Raw genomic sequence first — 20,410 nt, 5'->3', positions numbered from 1 at the left:
TCGAGCTCTAGCCCGCCGCGAGCGCCAGCCGGCGCTTCGCCGGCTGCATCAGGTACGCGTCGACCGCGTCAGCGGCCTTGCGCCCCTCGGCGATGGCCCAGACGACGAGGCTCTGGCCGCGCGACATGTCGCCGGCGGCGAAGACGCCCTCCACGCTGGTGCGCCCGCCGTGGGCCTTCACGTTGCCGCGCTGGTCCATCTCGACGCTGAGCTGCTCGAGCAGCCCCTCGCGCTCCGAGCCGACGAAGCCCATCGCGAGCAGGACGAGCTCGCACGGGATCTCGAACTCGCTGCCCGGGACCGGCACGAACTTCCCGCCTTCCAGCTTCACCCGCGTCGCCTGGAGCGCGCGGACGTGCCCGTGCTCGTCCCCGAGGAACGCGGTGGTCGACACCGACCAGTCGCGCTCGCCGCCCTCCTCGTGGGAGGACGAGGTGCGGAGGATGAGCGGCCACGCGGGCCACGGGTTCGTCAGCGAGCGCTGCTCGGGGGGGCGGGGGAGGAGCTCGAGCTGCGTCACGTGCGCCGCGCGGTGGCGGTGGCTCGTGCCGACGCAGTCGGAGCCGGTGTCGCCGCCGCCGATGACGACCACCCGCTTGTCCGTCGCGAAGATCGCCTCGCTGTCGGGGATCACGTCGCCGGCGACCCGCTTGTTCTGCTGGGTCAGGAAATCCATCGCGAAATGGACGCCCTTCAGGTCCCGGCCGGGCACCGGCAGGTCGCGCGGCCGGCGCGCCCCGCCGCACAGCACGACCGCGTCGTACTGCTCGCGCAGGGCGTCGCCGGTGATGTCGACGCCGACGTGGACGCCCGTGCGGAAGGTCACCCCCTCGGCCTGCATCTGCTCCATGCGCCGATCGATGAGGTGCTTCTCCATCTTGAAGTCGGGGATGCCGTACCGGAGCAGGCCGCCGATGCGATCGTCGCGCTCGAAGAGCGTCACGTCGTGGCCCTTGCGCGCGAGCTGCTGGGCAGCAGCGAGCCCGGCGGGCCCCGAGCCGACCACCGCGACCTTCTTGCCCGTGCGCTGCTTCGCGATGACAGGCGCCACCAGGTTCCGGTCGAACGCGCGATCCGCGATGGCGCGCTCGACGTTCTTGATGGTGACCGGCTTGCCCTCGATGTTCAGCACGCACCCCGCCTCGCAAGGGGCGGGGCACACGCGCCCGGTGAACTCGGGGAAGTTGTTCGTCGCGTCGAGCGACGCGATCGCCTCGGGGAGGCGCTCGCGGAACATGTGATCGTTCCAGTCGGGGATCAGGTTCCCGAGCGGACACCCGTCGTGACAGAACGGGATGCCGCAGTCCATGCACCGCGCTGCCTGATCGCGCAGCTCGGCGTCGGGGACCGGGAGCTCGAACTCCTGCCAGTCGTTCAAACGCTCGGAGACGGGTCGCTTCTTGATGTCGACCCGCTGGATCTCGAGGAAGCCTCGTACCTTACCCATGGGCGGCCGACCTCTCTCCCGTGCTCAGGGGACCCGCGTTGGCGGGGATGTAACGTCCAGTGGAAACATAGGGGGTGGAAGGAGAAAGGAGAGACACGAGCCTGTCCGACCCGTCCGCCCCGTTCGTCGCGGGCGACGCCGCGGCCTCCAGGGCGCGGCGGTACTCGCTCGGGACGACCTTCACGAACTTCGACAGGACGGCCTGCCAGGACTCGAGCAGCTCGATGGCCTTCCGGCTGCCCGTGCGCCGCACGTGCTCCTCGAGCAGCGCCCGCACCGACTCGGCGTCGGCGGCGGTCATCGTCTCGAGCTGCACCATCTCCTTGTTGCAGCGCGCCTCGAAGAGCGCATCCTCGTCGAAGACGTAGGCGAGCCCGCCGCTCATGCCGGCCCCGAAGTTGCGGCCGGTGGTGCCGAGGATGATCACGGTGCCGCCCGTCATGTACTCGCAACCGTGGTCGCCCACGCCCTCGACGACGGTGGTGGCCCCGCTGTTCCTGACCGCGAAGCGCTCGCCCGCGCGGCCGTTGAAGAACGCGCGGCCGCCCGTCGCGCCGTACAGCACGACGTTGCCCACGATGACCTGGTCGTCCGGCCGGAACGGCGCCTCGCGCGGCGGCCGCACCGCGACGACGCCGCCCGAGAGGCCCTTGCCGACGTAGTCGTTCGCGTCGCCTTCGAGCTCGAGCGTCATGCCCCGCGAGGCGAAGGCGCCGAAGCTCTGGCCGGCGCTGCCGGCGCACTTGACCACGATGCTGTCCTCGGGGAGCCCGGCGCTGCCGTGGCGGCGCGCGATCTCGCCGCTCAGCATCGCGCCGAGCGTCCGATCCGAGTTCTTCACGCGGGTCTCGATGACGACGGACGGCCCGCCGTCGATCGTCGCGCGCGCCTTCTCGATCAGCTTGAGGTCGAGCACCCGGTCGAGCTTGTGGTCCTGCAGCTCCACGCAGTGGGTCGGGCTCGTGAGCGCCTCCTTCGGGCGGTACAGCACCTCGGAGCAGTCGATCTTCCTCGCCTTCGGGTGGAGCCCGGTGGTCCGCTGCACGATGCAGTCGGAGCGCCCGACCATCTCGGTCAGCGTGCGGAAGCCCAGGCGCGCCATGATCTGCCGGAGCTCCTCGGCCACGTAGAAGAAGAAGTTGATGACGTGCTCCGGCGCGCCCGTGAACTTCTTGCGGAGCTCAGGGTCCTGCGTGGCGATGCCGACCGGGCAGGTGTTGAGGTGGCACTTGCGCATCATGATGCAGCCGGTCGCGACGAGCGGCGCCGTGGAGAAGCCGAACTCCTCGGCGCCGAGCAGCGCGGCGAACGCGACGTCGCGGCCCGTCATCAGCTTGCCGTCGGTCTGCACGATGGCGCGGCCCCGGAGCCCGTTCATCACGAGCACCTGGTGCGCCTCGGCGAGGCCGAGCTCCCACGCGACGCCCGCGTGGTGGATCGACGTGAGCGGGGAGGCGCCGGTGCCGCCCGAGTCGCCGCTGATCAGCACCACGTCGGCGTGCGCCTTCACGACGCCCGCGGCGATGGTGCCGACGCCCGCCTCGGCGACGAGCTTCACGCTGATGCGCGCCTTCGAGTTGATGTTCTTCAGGTCGAAGATGAGCTGCGCCAGATCCTCGATCGAGTAGATGTCGTGGTGCGGCGGCGGCGAGATCAGCGTCACGCCGGGCGTCGAGTGGCGCACCTTCGCGATCACCGCGTCGACCTTGTGGCCCGGGAGCTGGCCGCCCTCGCCGGGCTTGGCCCCCTGCGCCATCTTGATCTGCAGCTCGTCGGCGTTCACGAGGTACTCGGCCGTGACGCCGAACCGCGCCGAGGCGACCTGCTTCACCGCGCTCCGCTTCGAGTCGCCGTTCGGCAGCCGCAGGAAGCGCACCGGGTCCTCGCCGCCCTCGCCGGTGTTCGACCGCGCGCCGATGCGGTTCATCGCGATCGCGAGCGTCTCGTGCGCCTCCTTCGAGATGCTCCCGAAGGACATGGCGCCCGTGGCGAAGCGCTTCACGATCGAGGCGGCGGGCTCGACCTCCTCGATCGGCACCGGCGGGCCCGCGGGCCTGAAGTCCCACAGGCCGCGGAGCGACATCGGGTGCTCCTGCTGCTCGTTGATGACGGAGGCGTACTCGGCGTAGCTCTTCGCGTCGTCGAGGCGGACCGCCCGCTGGAGCGAGGCGATCGACTGCGGCGTCCAGAGGTGCCGCTCGCCGGACACGCGGAAGTGGTGGTGGCCGCCGACGTCGAGGTGCGCGCGCGCCCGCTCGCCGTACGCCGCGTGGTGGCGCGCGAGCGCCTCCTCCGCGATCTCGCGCAGCCCGACGCCGCGGACGCGCGACGCCGTGCCGGTGAAGTACGCGTCGATGACGAGCTGATCGATGCCGATCGCCTCGAAGATCTGCGCGCCCTGGTAGCTGGAGAGCGCGCTGATCCCCATCTTCGACATGATCTTCAGGATGCCCTTCTTGAGCCCCTTCACGTACCGCGAGCCCGCCGCGGTCGGCGAGAGATCGGCGCCGAGGGTCTTGTCGCGGCACATCGCCGCGATCGACTCGAACGCGAGGTACGGGTTCACCGCGCCGGCGCCGTAGCCGATGAGAAGCGCCATGTGGCCGACCTCGCGCGCCTCGCCGGTCTCGACGATGATGCCCGCGCGCGTGCGCGCCCCCTCGTTGATGAGGTGGTGGTGCACGGCGCCCACCGCGAGCAGGCTCGGGATGGGGGCGAGCGTCTCGTCGATGCCGCGGTCGCTGAGGATGAGGATGCTCGCGCCGTCGGCGATCGCGCGGCTCGCGTCCTTGCAGAGCTTCGCGAGCGCGGCGCGCAGGTTGTCCTCCGGGTCGCCGTCGACCGGGAAGTACATGGGGAGCGTGGCCGCGCGAAAGTCGGGGAAGACGTTCTTCCGCAGCTTCGACAGGTCGTCCTGCGTGAGGATCGGGTGCGGCAGCTCGAGCATCCGGCACTGGCGGGGCGTCTCCTCGAGGAGGTTGCCCTCGCCGCCGACGCAGCTCACGAGCGACATCACGATCTCCTCGCGGAGCGGGTCGATCGGCGGGTTCGTGACCTGCGCGAACAGCTGCTTGAAGTAGCGGAAGAGCAGCTGGGGCTTCTCGGAGAGGACGGCGAGCGGGATGTCGATGCCCATCGAGCCCACCGGCTCCTCGCCGAGGGTGGCCATCGGCCCGAGGATCATCCGCAGGTCCTCCTCGGTGTAGCCGAACGCCTGCTGCAGGCCCCGGAGGTCCGCGTGCGGGATGGTGTAGAGGCTCGGCACGTCCTCGAGGGCGCGCAGATCGATCTTATTCTCGGCGACCCACGCCGCGTACGGCTTCTGCGTCGCGACGCGGCGCTTGATCTCGTCGTCGCTGACGACGCGGCCCTCGGTCGTGTCGACGAGGAACATCTTGCCCGGCTGGAGGCGCCCCTTCTGGATGACGCGCGCCGGCTCGATGTCGAGCACTCCGAACTCGCTCGCGAGCACGACGAGCCCGTCGCTCGTCACGACGTACTTCGCGGGGCGCAGCCCGTTCCGGTCGAGCGTCGCGCCGATCAGCCGTCCGTCCGTGAAGCACAGCGCCGCGGGGCCGTCCCACGGCTCGATCAGACAGCCGTGGTACTCGTAGAACGCCTTCTTCTCGGCCGACATGTCCGGGTCGAGCGCCCAGGCCTCGGGCACGAGCATCATCATCACGTGGGGCAGCGAGCGGCCGCTCGCGAGCAGGAAGTCGACCACGTTGTCGAGCGCCGACGAGTCGGAGCCGCCCGGGCGGATGATCGGCTTGAAGTCCTCGATCGCGTTCGCGAAGACATCGCTCTTCAGCAGCGCCTCGCGCGCCGACATCCACGCGGTGTTGCCGCGCACGGTGTTGATCTCGCCGTTGTGCGCGATGACCCGGTACGGGTGCGCGCGCTCCCACGTGGGGAAGGTGTTCGTGGAGAAGCGCGAGTGCACCATCGCGAGCCGCGACACGGTGCGCTTGTCGGACAGATCGGGGTAGAACGCCGCGACCTGCTCCGCGAGCATCAGGCCCTTGTAGACGACCGTCCGCGACGAGCAGGACGTGATGTAGAAGTCGTCGGCGTTGGCGGCGCGGCCGGCGCGCTTGCGGATCGCATAGAGGACCTGCTCGAAGGACTGGCGAGGCGCGACCCTGCCGATGAACAGCTGGCGGATCGCGGGGCGCGAGTCGCGCGCGATCGGGCCGAGCGCCGCGTCGTCGATGGGGACGTCGCGCCAGCCGAGGACGCGCTGTCCGTGGTGCACGACCGCGGCCTCGAGGATCGCCTCGCACTGGCGGCGCCGCGACGGGAGCTGGGAGAAGAACGCCGTCGCGACGGCGTAGTCGCCGGGAGCAGGCAGCGCGATGCCAAGCGCGGCCAGGGACGTGGCGTACAGCTCGTGCGGGATCTGGAGGAGGACGCCCGCGCCATCGCCGGTGCAGGGGTCGCAGCCAGCGGCGCCGCGGTGGGTTAGATTTTCGAGGATCTCGAGCGCTTGGCAAACGACCTCGTGCGTCGCTTCACGGCGGAGCGTGGCGACGAATCCGAGACCGCATGCGTCGTGTTCGAAAGCCGGATCGTAAAGACCTTGTCGTTGGGGCAGAGGCATGGTGCTGACTTCACACGCGCGTAGCACATGTGGCACAAGGATTGGAGCCCTAGTTTAATGCGGCGCGCCAGGAGCCGCGGAACCGGGCGCAAAATGGGGGAGAGGTGTCACCTTGGCCGGGGGCCGCTCCGCCCGGCGGCGGCGCTCGGCAGTGGACGCCCGTCGTCGGCCGTGGTGTGGGTGGTTGCGGCCGGCGTGCCGGCCCGGCCTCCGGCGGCGCGGTATTCGGATGAAGCTCTTCGCACTCAGCGATCTCCACGTCGGGTATGCGGAGAACCGGTGGGCCATCGAGCGCATCACGCCGCGGCCGAGCGACTGGCTCATCCTCGCCGGTGATCTCGGGGAGACGGAGCAGCACCTCATCTACGTCCTCGAGACCCTGGGCCCGCGGTTCAAGCGGCTCGTGTGGACGCCGGGCAACCACGAGCTCTATACGATGCCGAGTGAGCGCGGCGGTCCGCGCGGCCAGGCACGGTACGAGCGGCTGGTCGAGCTGTGTCGGAGCCGCGGCGTGCTCACGCCGGAAGACCCCTACGTGCTCTGGGACGGCGAGGGCGGACCTCACGTGCTGGCGCCGATGTTCCTGCTCTACGACTACAGCTTCCGGCCGGACGGCGTGCCCGAGCGCGACGCGGTGGCGTGGGCCATGGAGAGCGGCGTCCTCTGCAGCGATGAGGAGCTGCTCGACCCGGCCCCCTACGCGAGCCGGCCCGAGTGGTGCCGGGCCCGCCTCGCCGCGACCGAGGCCCGCCTCGACGCGATCGGGGGGCGCCCCACGGTGCTCATCAACCACTTCCCGCTGCGCGAAGAGCTCGTGCGGCTGCGGCTCATCCCGCGCTTCTCGATCTGGTGCGGGACGCGTCGCACCCACGACTGGCACACGCGGTTCCGCGCGCGGGTGGTCGTGTCAGGGCACCTCCACATCCCCCGCACCGACTGGATCGACGGTGTTCGTTTCGAGGAGGTGTCGTTCGGATATCCTCGCCAGCGGCCCATCGAGCGCAGCGCCGACAGCTGTCTGCGGGAGATCCTCCCGGGCCCTGCAGGCGCGGCTCCGCCGAGGATGTAGATGCTCACGATCGGCCCCGGCGCCGCGCACCTCTGGTACGTCTTCTGCGACGCAGCTCGCGACGAGGCGTTGCTCGCGGCGTACCACCGGCTGATGGCGCCTGACGAGGCGGCGCAGCAGGCGCGCTTCCTGTTCGCCGAGAACCGGCACGAGTACCTGCTCACCCGCGCCCTCGTGCGCACGGTCCTCTCGAAGTACGCGAACGTCGCGCCCGAGGCGTGGTCGTTCGTCCGGAACGAATTTGGCCGCCCGCAGATCGCCGGACCTCCGGGGGTGCCGCCGATCCGGTTCAACCTGTCGAACACGCGGGGGCTGATCGCCTGCCTGGTCGCGCTGGATCGCGACGTGGGCGTCGACGTCGAGGACACCGAGCGCGCGAGCAGCGCGGTGGACATCGCCGACCGCTTCTTCTCGCCAGGCGAGGTGAGGGCGCTGCGCGCGCTGCCGCCGGAGAGGCAGCGCGCGCGCTTCTTCGAGTACTGGACGCTCAAGGAGTCGTACATCAAGGCGCGCGGGATGGGGCTCGCGATCCCGCTCGATCAGTTCTCGTTCCACCTGGACGACGGGCCGGCGATCGGCATCTCGTTCGATCCGCGGCTCGGCGATGATCGCTCGGCCTGGCAGTTCGCGCTCTACCAGCCCTCGGCGCGGCACACGATGGCCGCCGCGATCCGCAGCGGGGGCGGACCCCCGCTGTCGATCGAGCTGAGGGAGACGGTGCCGCTGCGCGACGGCGGATGAGCGGCGGCTGGGGCCGTCCGCGCGAGCCCGCCGCGCGGCGGCGCCGACGCGCATCCCTCTCTGGCAGGCCTCCGGCTGGCTGGGCCGGCGCGCCCGCGGCCCCCGCGCGCGGCGCGCGAGGTCAGTCAGGCCGCGCGACCCAGAGCTCGACGTTGCGCCACGAGGGCTCTCCGCGGCCGTCGTCGCCGAAGCCGGAGGTGACGTCCACGACGGCCCGGCGGCGCCCTTCGGCGGCGATCGGGTCGTCGTCGACGGCGTAGTCGAGGGCGGCGCCCCGGATGGCGACGGAGCCGTCGTCCTCGTCCCAGATCTCGATGACGCGGCCCTGATGGGGGTAGTCGGCGAGCGCGGAGGTCTCGAGCTCCCAGTACGCGTGCCCGCCGGCTGGAGAGACCCGGGTCACCCGGTGCACGTGGGTGTGTCCGGCGAGGTGGAGCAGGACGTTGTCGTAGCCGCCGACGAGCGACTGCCACGCCTCGACGTCGATCGCGCCGGGCACGGCGGGGGTGCCCGTCGCGGCGAAGGAGCCGTCCCCGAGCGAGCGCGAGGCGTGGTGGGACGTGAGGATGACCCACCTGCGCTCGCGCTTCGCGCGGTCGAGCGCGGGCCGGATGAACCGATCGACGTCGTCCTGGAGGATCACGCCGTTCGGCCCGCCCGTCTCGGCGGCCGTATCGAGCACGATGACGCGAAGGGGGGTGTCCTCGATGTCGAACTCGTAGAACGCTTTCCCGTACGCGCGCTCGTCGGGCCCGATCCCGTGCCCGTCGCCGGTCGCCGCGACCCGATCGAGCAGATCGGGGCGGCTCAGGAGCGCTCTCCTCGGGTCGGGGACGACGTTGCCTGTGATCACCGGAGCGCCGGGGAGAGACCAGTCGCGCGTCCCGCCGTCCGACCAGCTCCCCGTCGCGAGCTCGGCGCGCGTGTGCACCGGGAAGTTCCCCTGGTGCAGGACATCGTGGTTGCCGGTCACCCACCGCCAGGGCATGAGCAGCCCCTCGGCGAAGAACGGATCCTTGGGATCGTTGTCGGGGCCTGGCACGGGGTCGTCGTCAGCGCCCGAGTCGCACTCGACGCGCTCGGCGCCGTCGAGGATGGCCGAGAACCACGCGATCTCGTTCGTCTGCGCGCTGTCGGCGTTGTCGCCGCCGAGCAGGACGAAGTCGATCGGCGTGCTCCGATGGAGCGCGTTGATCGTGCGGACGGCGGCGTTGAGGATCCGGCACTCGTGCCCTTCCTGCGGGCGGAACGCCGACGCGAACACGCCGGGCGAGTCGAAGAGCGCCAGCCGGGCGGGCGACTCGTCGTCTGCGAGCTGGGTGTCGGCGAGGTGGACGAACCTCGTCAGGAGCCTCGACCGCTTGCCGCGCGGCGGTGGAGGGGTGTCGTCGAGCGTCGCGGGGGCGAGCGACTGCCCCGGCCCGCTCTCGAGCTCGCCGTAGCCCTCCGCGAGCATCTGCTCGATCTCCGCCGGGACAGCGGGGTTCCTGTCCGGTGGATTGGCCACCGCGGCGCGCGGCGCCCAGGTGCGAGCGGTCGTCAGCGGCGGCGCGCCGCGGAGCGCTGGCAGCGGCACCGGCGCAGGGAGCAGCGCCGGAGCGATGGATTCCTCCTCCGCGCACGCCGCGAGCGCAAGGGACGCAAGAGACGAAAAAAAGAAGCGCGCCGCGGGGCGACCTCGGCGCGCTCGCGCGATCCGCAGCCGACCGGGCTCCAGTGTTGTGACGCCCACCGCTCGTGTCTGTCTCATCGCTTCCTTACATGACAACACGACAGCGCCTGATCAAGAAATGTTCACCCACGCGGTAGCGTTGCCGTTGAGGGCCGGTGCCGACCGAGGAAGAGAGGGTTCGGAACGCGCGTAGTACGTCCCACGTCGCACAGCGCGCCGCCGCGGAGCGTCACGTCGAGGCGCACGAGCGAGCCGAGCCATGGTAGGGCGGAGCCGCGGCCGGCGCGCCGGCGGCTGCTAGGATGCGGCGCGTCCGAGCCGGAGACGCTCGTCTCGAGGTCATCTATGGTCATTTCGCGATTCCTGGGTTGCGCGCTCGCGGCGGCGATGCTGGTGAGCTGCAGCGATCCCGAGCCCATCATCGAATACCGCTACAGCGCCTACGAGGGCGACGCCTATCCGGACCGACTCCCTGAGATCACGATTCCGGAGGGCGGAATGGGCGTGGTGAGCGATAGCCTCTCCGATACGATCTCTCTTATCTCGCTGGCGACCGGGGAGCGGTTCGGCGTCCACCCCGTGGGCCGCGATCCCGTGACGATCGACGGGCCTCACCACGTGGCCGTGGACGCCGAGGGCGGCGCGCTCTACGTCGCGCTGTCGTACCCTGACGTCGCCGGCGCGATCGGCCCCCACGCGGTGCACGGCGGGAGCGCGGTGGCGGGCTACGTCCAGAAGCTCGCGCTCGACGATCTGCGCATCCTCGGGCAGGTGCGCGTCGAGGCCAACCCGGGCGACATCGTGATCTCGGAGGACGGCCGGCGCGTGGTCGTCTCTCATTTCGATCTGAAACGCGTGCTCGACAACCCCGGCGACGTCGAGGCGGCGCGCTCGTCCCTCGCGGTGATCGATCCCGAGAAGGTCGTGCTCTCGGGATCGTCCGATCCGGTGTTCATCCCGGTCTGCATGGCCGCCCACGGAGTCGCCCTCTCGCGCCCGGACGGCGCCCGCGCCTACGTCGCTTGCTACGGCGAGGACGTGCTCGCGATCGTCGATCTGACCGATCCTTCCGCCGAGGTGAAGCGCGTGCCCGTGGGGTCTACCTCCAACCCCTCGCCCCATGCCAGCAACTACGGACCCTACGCGGCCGTCATGTCGCCCGACGGGAAGACCATCGCCGTGAGCAGCACGGAGAGCAGGGACGTGCGCTTCTTCGATGTCGCGTCGGAGACGTTCGACGATTCCCGGAAGATCCTCACGATCGGCGCGCCCTACTTCGCCGCGTGGACCCCCGACGGGAGCGCCATCTACGTGCCGACCCAGGTGCCCGACACCATCGTTCGGATCGGCGTCACCCCGGACGACAATGAGGTCGTCACCCGGAACATCGCCGAGGAATGCATGCGGCCGCACCTCGCGCAGCTCGACGAGGAGCACGGGCTCTTCCTCGTCTGCGAGGGCGATCGGAGCACGGCGCCCGGCAAGGTGCTCCGGCTGGATCCCGAGACGCTGGAGACGCTCAGCGACACGGAGGTGGGCCTCTATCCCGACGGGCTCGTGCGCGTCGCGCCGGAGGCGCCGTGAGGGTGCCCCTTGGCCTTGCCGCCGCGCTCGCGTGCGCGGCGCTCCTCTGCGGCTGTCCGGGCGATCCCGAGACGAAGGTCGTCGACGCGACGGCCGTCGACCACGGCGCGGCGCTCTTCCGGGACCCATCGATCGCGGAGACGCGCTTCAATCACTATGCCTGCTCGACGTGCCATGAAGCTGTCGCCGGGGACGCGGGCGACGCCATGCTCCCGGGCGCCCCGCTGGCCGGCGCCGTAGAGCGCCCGCATTACTGGGGCGGGCAGGAGGTCGAGCTCCTCGGCGCGATCAACCATTGCCTCTATTACTTCATGACGAAGGATCTGCCCTGGACCGCGGACGATGACGCCGCGCAGGCCATCTATGCGTACCTGGAGTCGCTGCCCAGCGATGGAGGCGCAGCCGAGGCCGTCCCCTTCACGCCGGTCTACGAGCTGAGCCAGATCCCGGCCGGCGACGCGGCAGCCGGCGAACGCATCCACGAGCGCGCCTGTGCCTCGTGTCACGGGCGCGCCCATTCGGGGGATGGCCGGCTCGTGCCGCGGGCGCCGGCGCTGCCCGAGCAGACGCTCAAGGAGCACCCGCTCGGCGAGTACACGGAGGCCGACCGGCGGCTGGTCTTCATCGAGAAGGTCCGGCACGGCGGGTTCGTCGGCTACGGCGGGCAGATGCCGCCTTTCTCCCGCGAGGTCCTCTCCGATGAGGAGCTCGGCGATCTGCTCTCGTTCTACGGGCTGCCCTGGCCCCCGTGAAGCGCGCCGAGAAAGCCGCGAGGATCGCCGAGATCCTCGACCGATTGTACCCGACCCCGCCCATTCCGCTGGCCCACGACGACCCATATTCGCTGCTCGTCGCGGTGATGCTCAGCGCCCAGACGACGGACAAGATGGTCAACGCGGTGATGCCGGCGCTCCTGGCGCGCGCCCGGACGCCCGCGGCCATGGCGGCGGTGCCCACCGAGGAGATCGCCCAGCTCATCCGGAGGATCGGGTTCGCGCCCACCAAGGCGCGGCGTCTGAAGGAGCTGAGCGAGCGGATCGCGACCGAGCACGGCGGCGTCGTCCCCGCCTCGTTCGAGGCCCTGGAGGCCCTGCCGGGGGTCGGTCACAAGACGGCCTCGGTGGTCATGGCGCAGGCCTTCGGCCACCCCGCCTTCCCGGTCGATACCCACATTCACCGGCTCGCGTTCCGCTGGGGGCTGTCGTCCGGAAGGGACGTCGTCGAGACCGAGCGCGACCTGAAGCGCACGTTCCCACCCGAGCAGTGGAACAAGCTGCACCTGCAGCTCATCTACTTCGGCCGCGAGCACTGCCCGGCGCTGCGCCACGACATGACCGGCTGCCCCATCTGCAGCTGGGCCGCACGCCGACGATGATCGCGGCTCCGCGGCCGCCGGCGACGGTGTCCGGGCACAACGCCCCCCGCACAGCGGGGCAGGCTATCGAGGCGGCCGACCTACGTCAAGCACGGTGCAACGTCCCGGCGATCTCATGAGGACGAGCGTCCGCCCGCATGCTGCGGCGCGATGCGGCCGGGCGCGGTCGTGTGCGGGGGTGCGGTTCCGGGTCGCCGCCCGCGTGCGGTTCGAGTAAGGCACCTCTGTGACAAAGATTGGATTTGAGATCATCGGGACGGGCCACTACGTGCCCGGAGAACCTGTCACCAACGACGACCTCGCGCGGGTGATCACGACCTCCGACGAGTGGATCTACCAGCGCTCCGGTATCCGCCAGCGGCATTACGCGCCGGATGGCGTAGGGGTGAGCGATCTCGCGTGCGAAGCGGCGAAGCGCGCGATCGAGTCGGCGCGCATCGCGCCGTCGGAGATCGATTACATCCTCTTTGCCACGATGACGCCGGACTATATTTTCCCTGGCTCCGGGGCGCTGCTCGGCGCGAAGCTGGGCATTCCGGGCGTCCCCGCGCTCGACATCCGGCAGCAGTGTGCCGCGATGCTGTTCGGCCTCCAGACGATCGACGGGCTGATCCAGACCGGGGCCGCCAAGACCATCCTGTTCGTGGGCGCAGAGGCGCACGCCGGCTTCATGCCCTGGGAGGACTGGGGGGCGCTCGATCCGAAGAATGGCCGCTCCGCGACGCCGGAGGCGCGGGCGCACGCGGACCGCCACCGGAACCTCGCCGTCCTGTTCGGGGACGGGTCGGGCGCGCTCGTCCTCCGCGCGACCGATCGCGACGCGGGCCTGCGCGGCAACAAGATCTGCTCCGATGGACGCTTCGCCGAGCTCCTCTTCGTGCCGGGCGGCGGCTTCCGCTCGCGCCCGTACTGGAAGCCGACGTCGTTCGACGAGGACCTCCATATCCCCCGCATGGATGGTCGCGAGCTCTTCAAGTTCGCGGTGACCAAGCTCCCGGCGACCGCGCGGGAGCTCTGCGCCTCTCAGGGCCTCTCGATCGAGCAGATCGACGTGTTCCTGGCGCACCAGGCGAACGGTCGGATCAACGAGCACATTCGCAAGGACCTCGGCGTGCCCGTCGAGAAGCTCCCGAGCAACATCGATCGATTCGGCAACACGAGCGGCGCCACCGTGCCCATCCTCGTCGACGAGGAGATGCGCGCCGGAAGGCTGAAGAAAGGGCAACTGGCCATGGTGCTCGCGCTCGGGACCGGTGTCCACTGGGGCTGCGCGCTCTGGAAGCTCTGAGCAGCTGAGCGGCGGCGCCTCGCTCGCAGGCGTCATCGTCCTCCTCGTCGTCGAGCCGCGGCGGTCGCGCGTGGCGCATTGCGTCCGGTGCGGAACGCTGCAGAAATTTCGTGCGATCGTGTCGCGACGGATTGCACGTGGCGTATCGCTTGTTACGTTTGTATCAACGCCCGCAGCGGACCCCGTGTTTCCAATGCGATCGACCTGGCGCGGGCGCCACCGGGAAGGGAGCCACCCCAGGGCTCGACTGCACGGCCCCTCCCCGGCCAGCGGCGAATTGCGCACGCAGCACGTAAAGCGCAGCGGGTAGCGCGCAGCAGCTAAAGCGCAGCGCGTGACCTACGTGCGCTACGTGAGGGGGTGTGGTGCGCGTGAGTGCGCGTGAGTGTGTGTGAATGCGTGAGTGCTTGAGCGCGTGTGTTCGAATGTCGTCTCCCGCCGCTCTTGCTCATACGGTTGTGGGCCATTCACTTCATTGGAGCATGTTTTCACTTGATGGCGAGGACGCAAACTCTTCGCATTGACTCGGACGCGCAATTGTTGAATTTTGCACACTGAGGTGAGTGTGATCGGAGAACACGGAGCGTCGATCTTGAGAGACACGCCGACCCAGCTTGGGCTCGGCCGGTATCGTCCCATCGCGAAGCTCGGCCGCGGCGGGATGGCAGACGTCTTCCTCGCGATGGCTCACGGGCCCGCCTCGGTGAACAAGCTGGTCGTCGTCAAGCGTCTCCGCAGCTCCGGGGACGAGGAGGATCGCCAGGTCCTCATGTTCATGGACGAGGCCAAGCTCTCGGCCCGCATGAACCACCCGAATGTCGTCCAGACCTACGAGGTCGGCAGCGACCGCGACGGCTACTTCATTGTGATGGAGTACCTGGAGGGCCAGACGCTGAAGCGCGTCATGAAGGCGGCTGTCGAGCGGGAGTCCGGCACGGGTGGGCTCGTCCGCGGCACGTGGATCCGGATCGTGGCCGAGGTGCTGCGCGGGCTCCATTACGCGCATGAGCTCTGCGAGTTCGATGGTCGTCCTCTCGGCATCGTGCATCGCGACGTCTCGCCGCACAACATCTTCATTACGTACGAGGGCGCGGTGAAGCTCGTGGATTTCGGCGTGGCCAAGGCCGTCGTCAACGCCTCCAGCACCGAGAGCGGGACCTTCAAGGGCAAGCTGACGTATATGGCGCCCGAGCAGGTCACGGCGGGCAAGACGGTGGACCGCCGCGCGGACATCTTCGCGGTCGGCGTCGTGCTCTGGGAGCTCCTCGCCGGGCGGCGGCTGTTCGAGGGCGATCAGATCACCGTGATGCACCAGCTCCTGCTGGGGAAGATCCCGCGGCTCTCCACCATCGTGCCGGGGATCCCCATCGCGCTCGATCAGATCGCCGCGAAGGCCCTCGAGCGCGAGCCATCGAAGCGCTTCGCGACGGCGCAGGAGATGTGCGATGTGCTCGAGAACTACCTTCAGTGGTCGGGCGAGGACGTCCGCAGCGAGTTCCTCGGCGCCTGCATGCGGGGGATCTTCGCCGAGAGCCGGGCCTCCATTCGCCAGCAGATCAAGGCGCAGATCGAGCGGGTGGCCAGCGCGTCGCTGCTGGGCGACGCCTCCAGCCAGGTGACGATGAGCGGCATCGGCCTCGCGATGGCCCCCTCGAGCTCCGGCTCGGGCAGCAGGCTCCCCTATGTCGGTGAGTCCAGCCGGTCGGGCATCGAGCGCATGTCGGGCGTCGAGCGGCCGTCGGGCGTCGAGCGGCCCAGGACCCCCGTGAGCGATTCGGTGAGCCTGCGAGCGACCACGTCGGGTCCCGTGTCGGCCTCGAAGCGCGGTTACTTCATCGGCGCGTCCGCCCTGACCGCGCTGGTCGCGCTGGTCGGCGGCGCGGTTCACGTCGCGAACAAGGGCGCGCCCGCCCTCGACGCTCCTGCGGCCGCGGTCGCCTCGCACGGCGCCGAGGCCGGGGAGGCCGCCGAGAAGAAGCTCGAGGAGGGCCCCAAGGCGAGCGTGGTGATCTCGAGCGATCCGCCCGACGCGATCGTGAGCTGGAAGGGAAAGACGCTCGGCAAGACGCCGCTCAAGACCGAGCTGCCGGTGGGCACGCAGGTCGTGGTCGTGTCCAGGTCCGACTGCTTCGATGAGACGCTCATGCTGGCGCTCTCACCCGCGGAGGCCGTGGAGCGCTCCGTCAAGCTCCGCCCCAAGGACTTCGCGCATTGATGATCCGGGCGGTGCATCCGCCGTCTGCGACCGGATGCAGCCTGAGACCGCGGCTAGGTTGACGGCCTCACGGGGGTCATGAGCCGTGATGGAGGTAGGCGATCACCTTGGTTACGCCGTCGGCGTCCATGGCCTCCTTCACCGCCTCGGTCGCCTCCTTCACGCTGGCGACGTTGCCTTGCAGCGTGACCACGCCGTCGCGCACCGTGACGTGCAGCTTCTTCACCGCGTCGTGTTTGCTGTCCGCGAGCTTGCCGCCGACCGCGTTGCGGAGCGTCTCATCGGACGGGCGCGCGCCGGTCCGCTTCGCCTCCTTCGTGGCGATGACCGAGCCGTCGCGGCCGAAGGTGACCTGATAGTCGTTGTCCTTCGCCGCCTTCGTCCACTCGTCACGCTCCATCGCGGCGGCATTCGCGTCCTGCTTCTTGGCTCCCTCAGCCTGGCCTTGTTGTGGCGACTGCGGTGCGGCCTTGTCCTTGGGAGCGGCGGGCGGCGCCGACTGCGGGCGCGCGCCCTGGTTGTCCTTGAGCGCACCGGTCTGCGCGCCGACCCTGTTCATCTGGTCGTTGACGTCGCGGCCCGCCTGGTGCCCTCGCTCGGCGAGCTGGTTTGCCTTTTCGCCCACACGCTCGGCCTTCTCGCGCGTCTCCTGGCCGAGCTGCTGACCCTCCCGGGCGAGCTGCTCTGCCTTGTCACCCGCGCGCCCCGCCTGCTCTTTCGCCTCCTTGCCGAGCTCCTTGCCCTCCTGGGCGAGCTGCTCCGCCTTTTCGCCCACGCGCCCCGCCTGCTCGCGCAGGTCTTTGCTGGGCGCCTGGTTCGGGCCCGGAGGCGGTTCGCCTCTCCTGGCCGTCTGGTTCGCGGGCTCGCGGACCGCTCCTTCAGCTCTCTCGCTCTCGCTCCTGCAGGCCGTGCCGGCGAGCGCGAGCGCGAGGACGGTTGGGCCGGAGAACCAGCGTATTCTGCTCATCGTGCAGCGATAGCTCATGGTGCATCTCCAGGTGCACACCGAGGCAGACGTCGTGCCAGGGACTTGGTCGTTCCCGGCCGCCCGGGAACAACGGCGCGCCGCGCGTGTCGACGGGGTCATGCCGAGACCCTCCCTGGCCACCGCGCGGCGGCGGCACCGGACACCGGACGAGCGCTCCGGCCCCACGCATCGTAGTAGGCTCGAGGTCGTGAGCGCGGCGCCGCCGGAACCCGCCCTGCCTGACGCCCCGCCCGGACAGCGCGCCGCGCCCGATCTCCTCTCGCACCGGCCCGCGCTCCGCGTCGACGCGCGGGCGGTCAAGGAGTCGCTGGCGTTCGCGTTCGCGGGCGGCGCGCCCGCGGGGGCGTTCGATCGGCACGTCGAGTCGGCGTCGCTGCCCGCGTCGACGTGGGATCCAGCCCGCTTCGCGCAGCACGTCTTCCTGCGCGAGCTCATCGTGGGCTGCCTCCATTTCACGAGCGATGGCCGCTCGTACATCCCGAGCCCGGCGCTGCTGGGCCGCGCCCTCTCCCAGCCGCCGAGCGATCGCGACACGGTCGAGCTCCGGCGCGCGATCTTCCGGGAGCTCACCGGGTCGGAGGCGCAGCGCCGCGATCTCGAGCGCGCCTACGCGGCGCTGCGCCGCTGCGTGGCCCAGCTCGAGACGATCCCCATCTCTCGCGGCGAAGGCAGCCGGCGCCGGCTGGACATCCTCGCCGCCGCCAAGGACGCGTTCGACGCGCTCGCGGGTGGGTTCGCGGGCGCTCGCTCGGGCCTGTCGCGGCTCTCGGCGTTCGGCGCGGCCGTGCGCGAGAGCGAGGCGTACCGCCGCCTCGCGGATCTGCTCGCGTACGACGAGGAGATCGCGACGCTGGATGTCCGGATCCGCGTCGGCTCCGACGGCCATGTCCGCGATCTGAGCGCCCTGTCGATCCGCGAGAACAGCGAGAACCGCTTCTACCAGTCGCCGCTCGGGCGCTTCGTCACGAAGCTCGTGATGCTGTGGAGGGGGTACCGGTTCAGCGACGACGAGCTGCTCACCCGCCACGTCAACAGCGTCTTCGACGGCATCGAGGACGATCTCGTCGCGCTCGTCCAGCTGCTCGGAGATCTCGAGTTCTACCTCGCCGGCCTCGCGCTGCGCGACCGCGCCCGCGCTGCCGGGCTCGCCGTCTGCCTGCCCGAGCTCGCCTCGCCGGGCGTCTCCAACGGCGCGCACGGCGCGCGCGGCGAGGGCCCCGGGCGCGAGCTCAAGGGGCTGTTCAACCCGCTCCTCTTGGCGAGCTCGGCGAGCACGGTCCCGTGCGACATCGCGACGGATCACCACGACGCGACCGTCATCGTGACCGGGCCGAACTCGGGGGGGAAGACCCGGCTGCTCGAGGCGCTCTCGCTGGCCCAGATGATGGGGCAGGCGGGCTTCTTCGTGCCCGCCGCGGAGGCGCGCCTCTCGCCGTGCCACGGGCTCTTCGTGTCGCTGATCGAGCAGGCGCAGGCCGATCAGAGCGAGGGCCGCCTCGGGATGGAGCTGCTCCGCATCAGGTCGCTGTTCGAGGCGATGCAGGTCGGCGACATGGTGGTGCTCGACGAGCTCTGCTCCGGCACGAACCCGTCGGAAGGCGAGGAGATCTTCCAGCTCGTGATCTCGCTCCTCTCGGAGCTCCGCCCTCAGGCCTTCATCACGACGCACTTCCTCGAGCTCGCGGCGCGGCTCGAGCGGGAGCGGCCGGTCGATCGGCTCGTGTTCCTGCAGGTCGAGCTCGACGCGCAGCAGTGGCCGACGTACCAGTTCGTCGATGGGGTCGCCCGGACCTCGCTCGCGCACCGGACGGCGGCGCGGCTCGGGGTCACGCGCGAGGAGCTCGTCACGCTCGTCGAGCGCAGCAAGCGCGCACACCGCCGCCGCGGGGTCGAGCCCGCCTGAGCGCGGTCACGCTCGCCGTACCGGGGGAAATCTGGTTGTATGCGCCGCCATGGAGTATCGACCTCTTGGCAGGACGGGTTTCCGCGTCTCCTCGGTGAGCTTCGGGGCCTGGGCGATCGGGGGTACCTGGGGCGACGTCGACGACAAGGAGTCGCTCGCGGCGTTGCACCGGGCCGCCGATCGCGGCGTGAATTTCTTCGACACCGCGGACGTGTACGGGGACGGCCGGAGCGAGCGGCTGCTCGCGCGCCTCAGGCGCGAGCGGCGCGAGGAGATCGTCGTCGCGACGAAGGCGGGCCGGCGGCTGAGCCCGCACACGGCGGCGAGCTACGACGAGGGGAACCTCACGGCCTTCATCGATCGCAGCCTGAAGAACCTCGAGACGGACGCGCTCGACCTCGTCCAGCTGCACTGCCCTCCGACGGACGTCTACTATCGACCCGAGGTGTTTGACGTCCTCGATCGGCTCGTGAAGGCGGGCAAGATCCGGTTTTACGGCGTCAGCGTCGAGCGGGTGGAAGAGGCGCTCAAGGCCATCGAGTACCCCGGCGTGCAGTCGGTGCAGATCATCTACAACGTCCTCCGGCAGCGCCCGGCCGAGCTCTTCTTCCCCGAGGCGAAGCGCCGGCAGGTCGGGATCCTGGCGCGACTGCCGCTCTCCTCGGGGCTGCTCACCGGCAAGATGAGCGCAGCGACCCGGTTCGCGGCCGACGATCACCGCAATTTCAACCGCGAGGGCGCCGCGTTCGACAAGGGCGAGACGTTCTCGGGCGTCGACTACAACCTGGGCCTCGAGGTCGTCGAGGAGCTCCGCCCGCTCGTGCCCTCCGGCGTGAGCATGGGCGCGTGGACGATGCGCTGGATCCTGATGCAGGACGCGGTGACGTGCGTGATCCCCGGCGCGAAGCGGCCCGATCAGGTGGATGAGAACGCGGGCGCGGCGGACCTGCCGCCGGTGCCGCAGGAGACCATGGCGAAGATCCGCGAGATCTACGACCGGCGGCTCCGGCCTCACGTTCACCAGCTATGGTAGACGCCGCCCGGGCGAAGGCTCACAGGAGGCGCGGCAACAGCCATCCCGCGAACGAGATGAGGGCCGCCGTGCCGAAGAGCGGCCCTAGCCCCCGGATCTCGAAATCGTCGATCAGCTTGTCGGTGGCGTAGAGCAGCACCGAGTTCACGACCAGGCCGAAGAGGAGATACGCGAGGCCCAGCGTGAGGATGGCGGCGGGCAGGAGCGCCACCGCGACCAGGAACTTCACGAGCCAGCCGAGCAGGAGGTTGAGGACCGTGAACACGGCGGCGACGACGAGCGCCGTCTGGGTCGTGCGGATCCGCACGCCGGGCAGGATCTTCGTTCCGACGAGGACCGCGAGGCCCGCGGCGAGTGCCTGGATGATGAGCGCCTTCATGACCACCTCCCTGGGCCGGCACCGCTCCTGGCGGGCCGGCGTTCGCACCTTCCTCGTGACCCAGGCAGGTGCCGGGCGCAACCTCGTACGGCGTGTCGCGGGCGGAGCCGGCGCGC

Annotated in this window: 14 protein-coding genes; 9 read left to right on the top strand and 5 right to left on the bottom strand. The window is 70.3% G+C overall.

The window, feature by feature from the left end:
• Positions 1-7: 7 nt before the first annotated feature.
• Both WMF29_RS27280 and gltB read right to left on the bottom strand, forming a co-directional pair.
• Positions 8-1,447: a glutamate synthase subunit beta gene (locus WMF29_RS27280; protein ID WP_437323068.1), complete on the bottom strand. Its 1,440-nt coding sequence runs from the start codon at positions 1,445-1,447 to the stop codon at positions 8-10.
• On the bottom strand, positions 1,440-6,047 hold the full coding sequence (gene gltB, locus WMF29_RS27275) for a glutamate synthase large subunit (protein ID WP_437323067.1): 4,608 nt from the start codon (positions 6,045-6,047) through the stop codon (positions 1,440-1,442). The genes WMF29_RS27280 and gltB overlap by 8 nt, the downstream gene beginning before the upstream one ends.
• Before the next feature lie 229 nt (positions 6,048-6,276).
• Between gltB and WMF29_RS27270 the strand changes: the two genes are divergently transcribed.
• The gene (locus WMF29_RS27270) at positions 6,277-7,116 is read left to right on the top strand and encodes a metallophosphoesterase family protein (protein ID WP_437323066.1); all 840 of its coding nucleotides are present in this window, start codon (positions 6,277-6,279) and stop codon (positions 7,114-7,116) included.
• Entirely contained in the window at positions 7,117-7,857 is a 741-nt protein-coding gene (locus tag WMF29_RS27265) for a 4'-phosphopantetheinyl transferase family protein (protein WP_437323065.1), read from the top strand.
• A 121-nt stretch (positions 7,858-7,978) separates the two neighbouring features.
• Here WMF29_RS27265 and WMF29_RS27260 read toward each other — a convergent pair whose 3' ends face one another.
• Positions 7,979-9,607, bottom strand: a complete 1,629-nt coding sequence (locus WMF29_RS27260) for a metallophosphoesterase (protein WP_437323064.1) — start codon at positions 9,605-9,607, stop codon at positions 7,979-7,981.
• Positions 9,608-9,874: 267 nt separating this feature from the next.
• On the opposite strand from WMF29_RS27260, the gene WMF29_RS27255 reads away from it, so the two are divergent.
• The 5 genes from WMF29_RS27255 to WMF29_RS27235 all read left to right on the top strand — a co-directional run bounded on the left by WMF29_RS27255 (position 9,875) and on the right by WMF29_RS27235 (position 15,991).
• On the top strand, positions 9,875-11,113 hold the full coding sequence (locus WMF29_RS27255) for a YncE family protein (protein ID WP_437323063.1): 1,239 nt from the start codon (positions 9,875-9,877) through the stop codon (positions 11,111-11,113).
• Positions 11,110-11,865, top strand: coding sequence for a c-type cytochrome (locus WMF29_RS27250; protein ID WP_437323062.1), 756 nt, complete (start codon positions 11,110-11,112; stop codon positions 11,863-11,865). The genes WMF29_RS27255 and WMF29_RS27250 overlap by 4 nt, the downstream gene beginning before the upstream one ends.
• A complete protein-coding gene (locus WMF29_RS27245) occupies positions 11,862-12,488 on the top strand; it encodes an endonuclease III domain-containing protein (protein ID WP_437323061.1) in 627 nt (208 codons plus the stop codon). Before WMF29_RS27250 ends, WMF29_RS27245 begins: the two co-directional genes overlap by 4 nt.
• Before the next feature lie 226 nt (positions 12,489-12,714).
• On the top strand, positions 12,715-13,776 hold the full coding sequence (locus WMF29_RS27240; RefSeq protein WP_437323060.1) for a 3-oxoacyl-ACP synthase III family protein: 1,062 nt from the start codon (positions 12,715-12,717) through the stop codon (positions 13,774-13,776).
• A gap of 592 nt (positions 13,777-14,368) precedes the next feature.
• Entirely contained in the window at positions 14,369-15,991 is a 1,623-nt protein-coding gene (locus tag WMF29_RS27235) for a protein kinase domain-containing protein (RefSeq protein WP_437323059.1), read from the top strand.
• Positions 15,992-16,067: 76 nt separating this feature from the next.
• Here the strand turns inward: WMF29_RS27235 and WMF29_RS27230 are convergent, their stop codons facing one another.
• Positions 16,068-16,976, bottom strand: a complete 909-nt coding sequence (locus tag WMF29_RS27230; RefSeq protein WP_437323058.1) for a BON domain-containing protein — start codon at positions 16,974-16,976, stop codon at positions 16,068-16,070.
• A 190-nt stretch (positions 16,977-17,166) separates the two neighbouring features.
• Between WMF29_RS27230 and WMF29_RS27225 the strand changes: the two genes are divergently transcribed.
• On the top strand, positions 17,167-18,882 hold the full coding sequence (locus WMF29_RS27225) for a MutS-related protein (protein ID WP_437323057.1): 1,716 nt from the start codon (positions 17,167-17,169) through the stop codon (positions 18,880-18,882).
• Positions 18,883-18,931: 49 nt separating this feature from the next.
• Complete coding sequence (locus WMF29_RS27220; RefSeq protein ID WP_437323056.1) at positions 18,932-19,915, top strand: aldo/keto reductase; 984 nt, start codon at positions 18,932-18,934, stop codon at positions 19,913-19,915.
• Between the two features lie 19 nt (positions 19,916-19,934).
• Here the strand turns inward: WMF29_RS27220 and WMF29_RS27215 are convergent, their stop codons facing one another.
• The gene (locus WMF29_RS27215) at positions 19,935-20,294 is read right to left on the bottom strand and encodes a phage holin family protein (protein WP_437323055.1); all 360 of its coding nucleotides are present in this window, start codon (positions 20,292-20,294) and stop codon (positions 19,935-19,937) included.
• Positions 20,295-20,410: the final 116 nt, after the last annotated feature.

Origin of the sequence: Sorangium sp. So ce381, from assembly GCF_051473845.1 — a bacterium.
Taxonomy (GTDB): domain Bacteria; phylum Myxococcota_A; class Polyangia; order Polyangiales; family Polyangiaceae; genus Sorangium; species Sorangium atrum.
The sequence above is the reverse complement of the archived record's forward strand: the minus strand, read 5'-3'. Positions and strand labels throughout refer to the sequence as shown.

Bases quoted from the DNA above. Each gene is read 5' to 3' on its own strand.
- WMF29_RS27265 (WP_437323065.1), top strand. From the start codon at position 7,117: ATGCTCACGATCGGCCCCGGCGCCGCGCACCTCTGGTACGTCTTCTGC.
- WMF29_RS27215 (WP_437323055.1), bottom strand. From the start codon at position 20,294: ATGAAGGCGCTCATCATCCAGGCACTCGCCGCGGGCCTCGCGGTCCTC.
- WMF29_RS27220 (WP_437323056.1), top strand. From the start codon at position 18,932: ATGGAGTATCGACCTCTTGGCAGGACGGGTTTCCGCGTCTCCTCGGTG.
- WMF29_RS27255 (WP_437323063.1), top strand. From the start codon at position 9,875: ATGGTCATTTCGCGATTCCTGGGTTGCGCGCTCGCGGCGGCGATGCTG.
- WMF29_RS27260 (WP_437323064.1), bottom strand. From the start codon at position 9,607: ATGAGACAGACACGAGCGGTGGGCGTCACAACACTGGAGCCCGGTCGG.
- WMF29_RS27280 (WP_437323068.1), bottom strand. From the start codon at position 1,447: ATGGGTAAGGTACGAGGCTTCCTCGAGATCCAGCGGGTCGACATCAAG.
- WMF29_RS27230 (WP_437323058.1), bottom strand. From the start codon at position 16,976: ATGAGCTATCGCTGCACGATGAGCAGAATACGCTGGTTCTCCGGCCCA.
- gltB (WP_437323067.1), bottom strand. From the start codon at position 6,047: ATGCCTCTGCCCCAACGACAAGGTCTTTACGATCCGGCTTTCGAACAC.
- WMF29_RS27270 (WP_437323066.1), top strand. From the start codon at position 6,277: ATGAAGCTCTTCGCACTCAGCGATCTCCACGTCGGGTATGCGGAGAAC.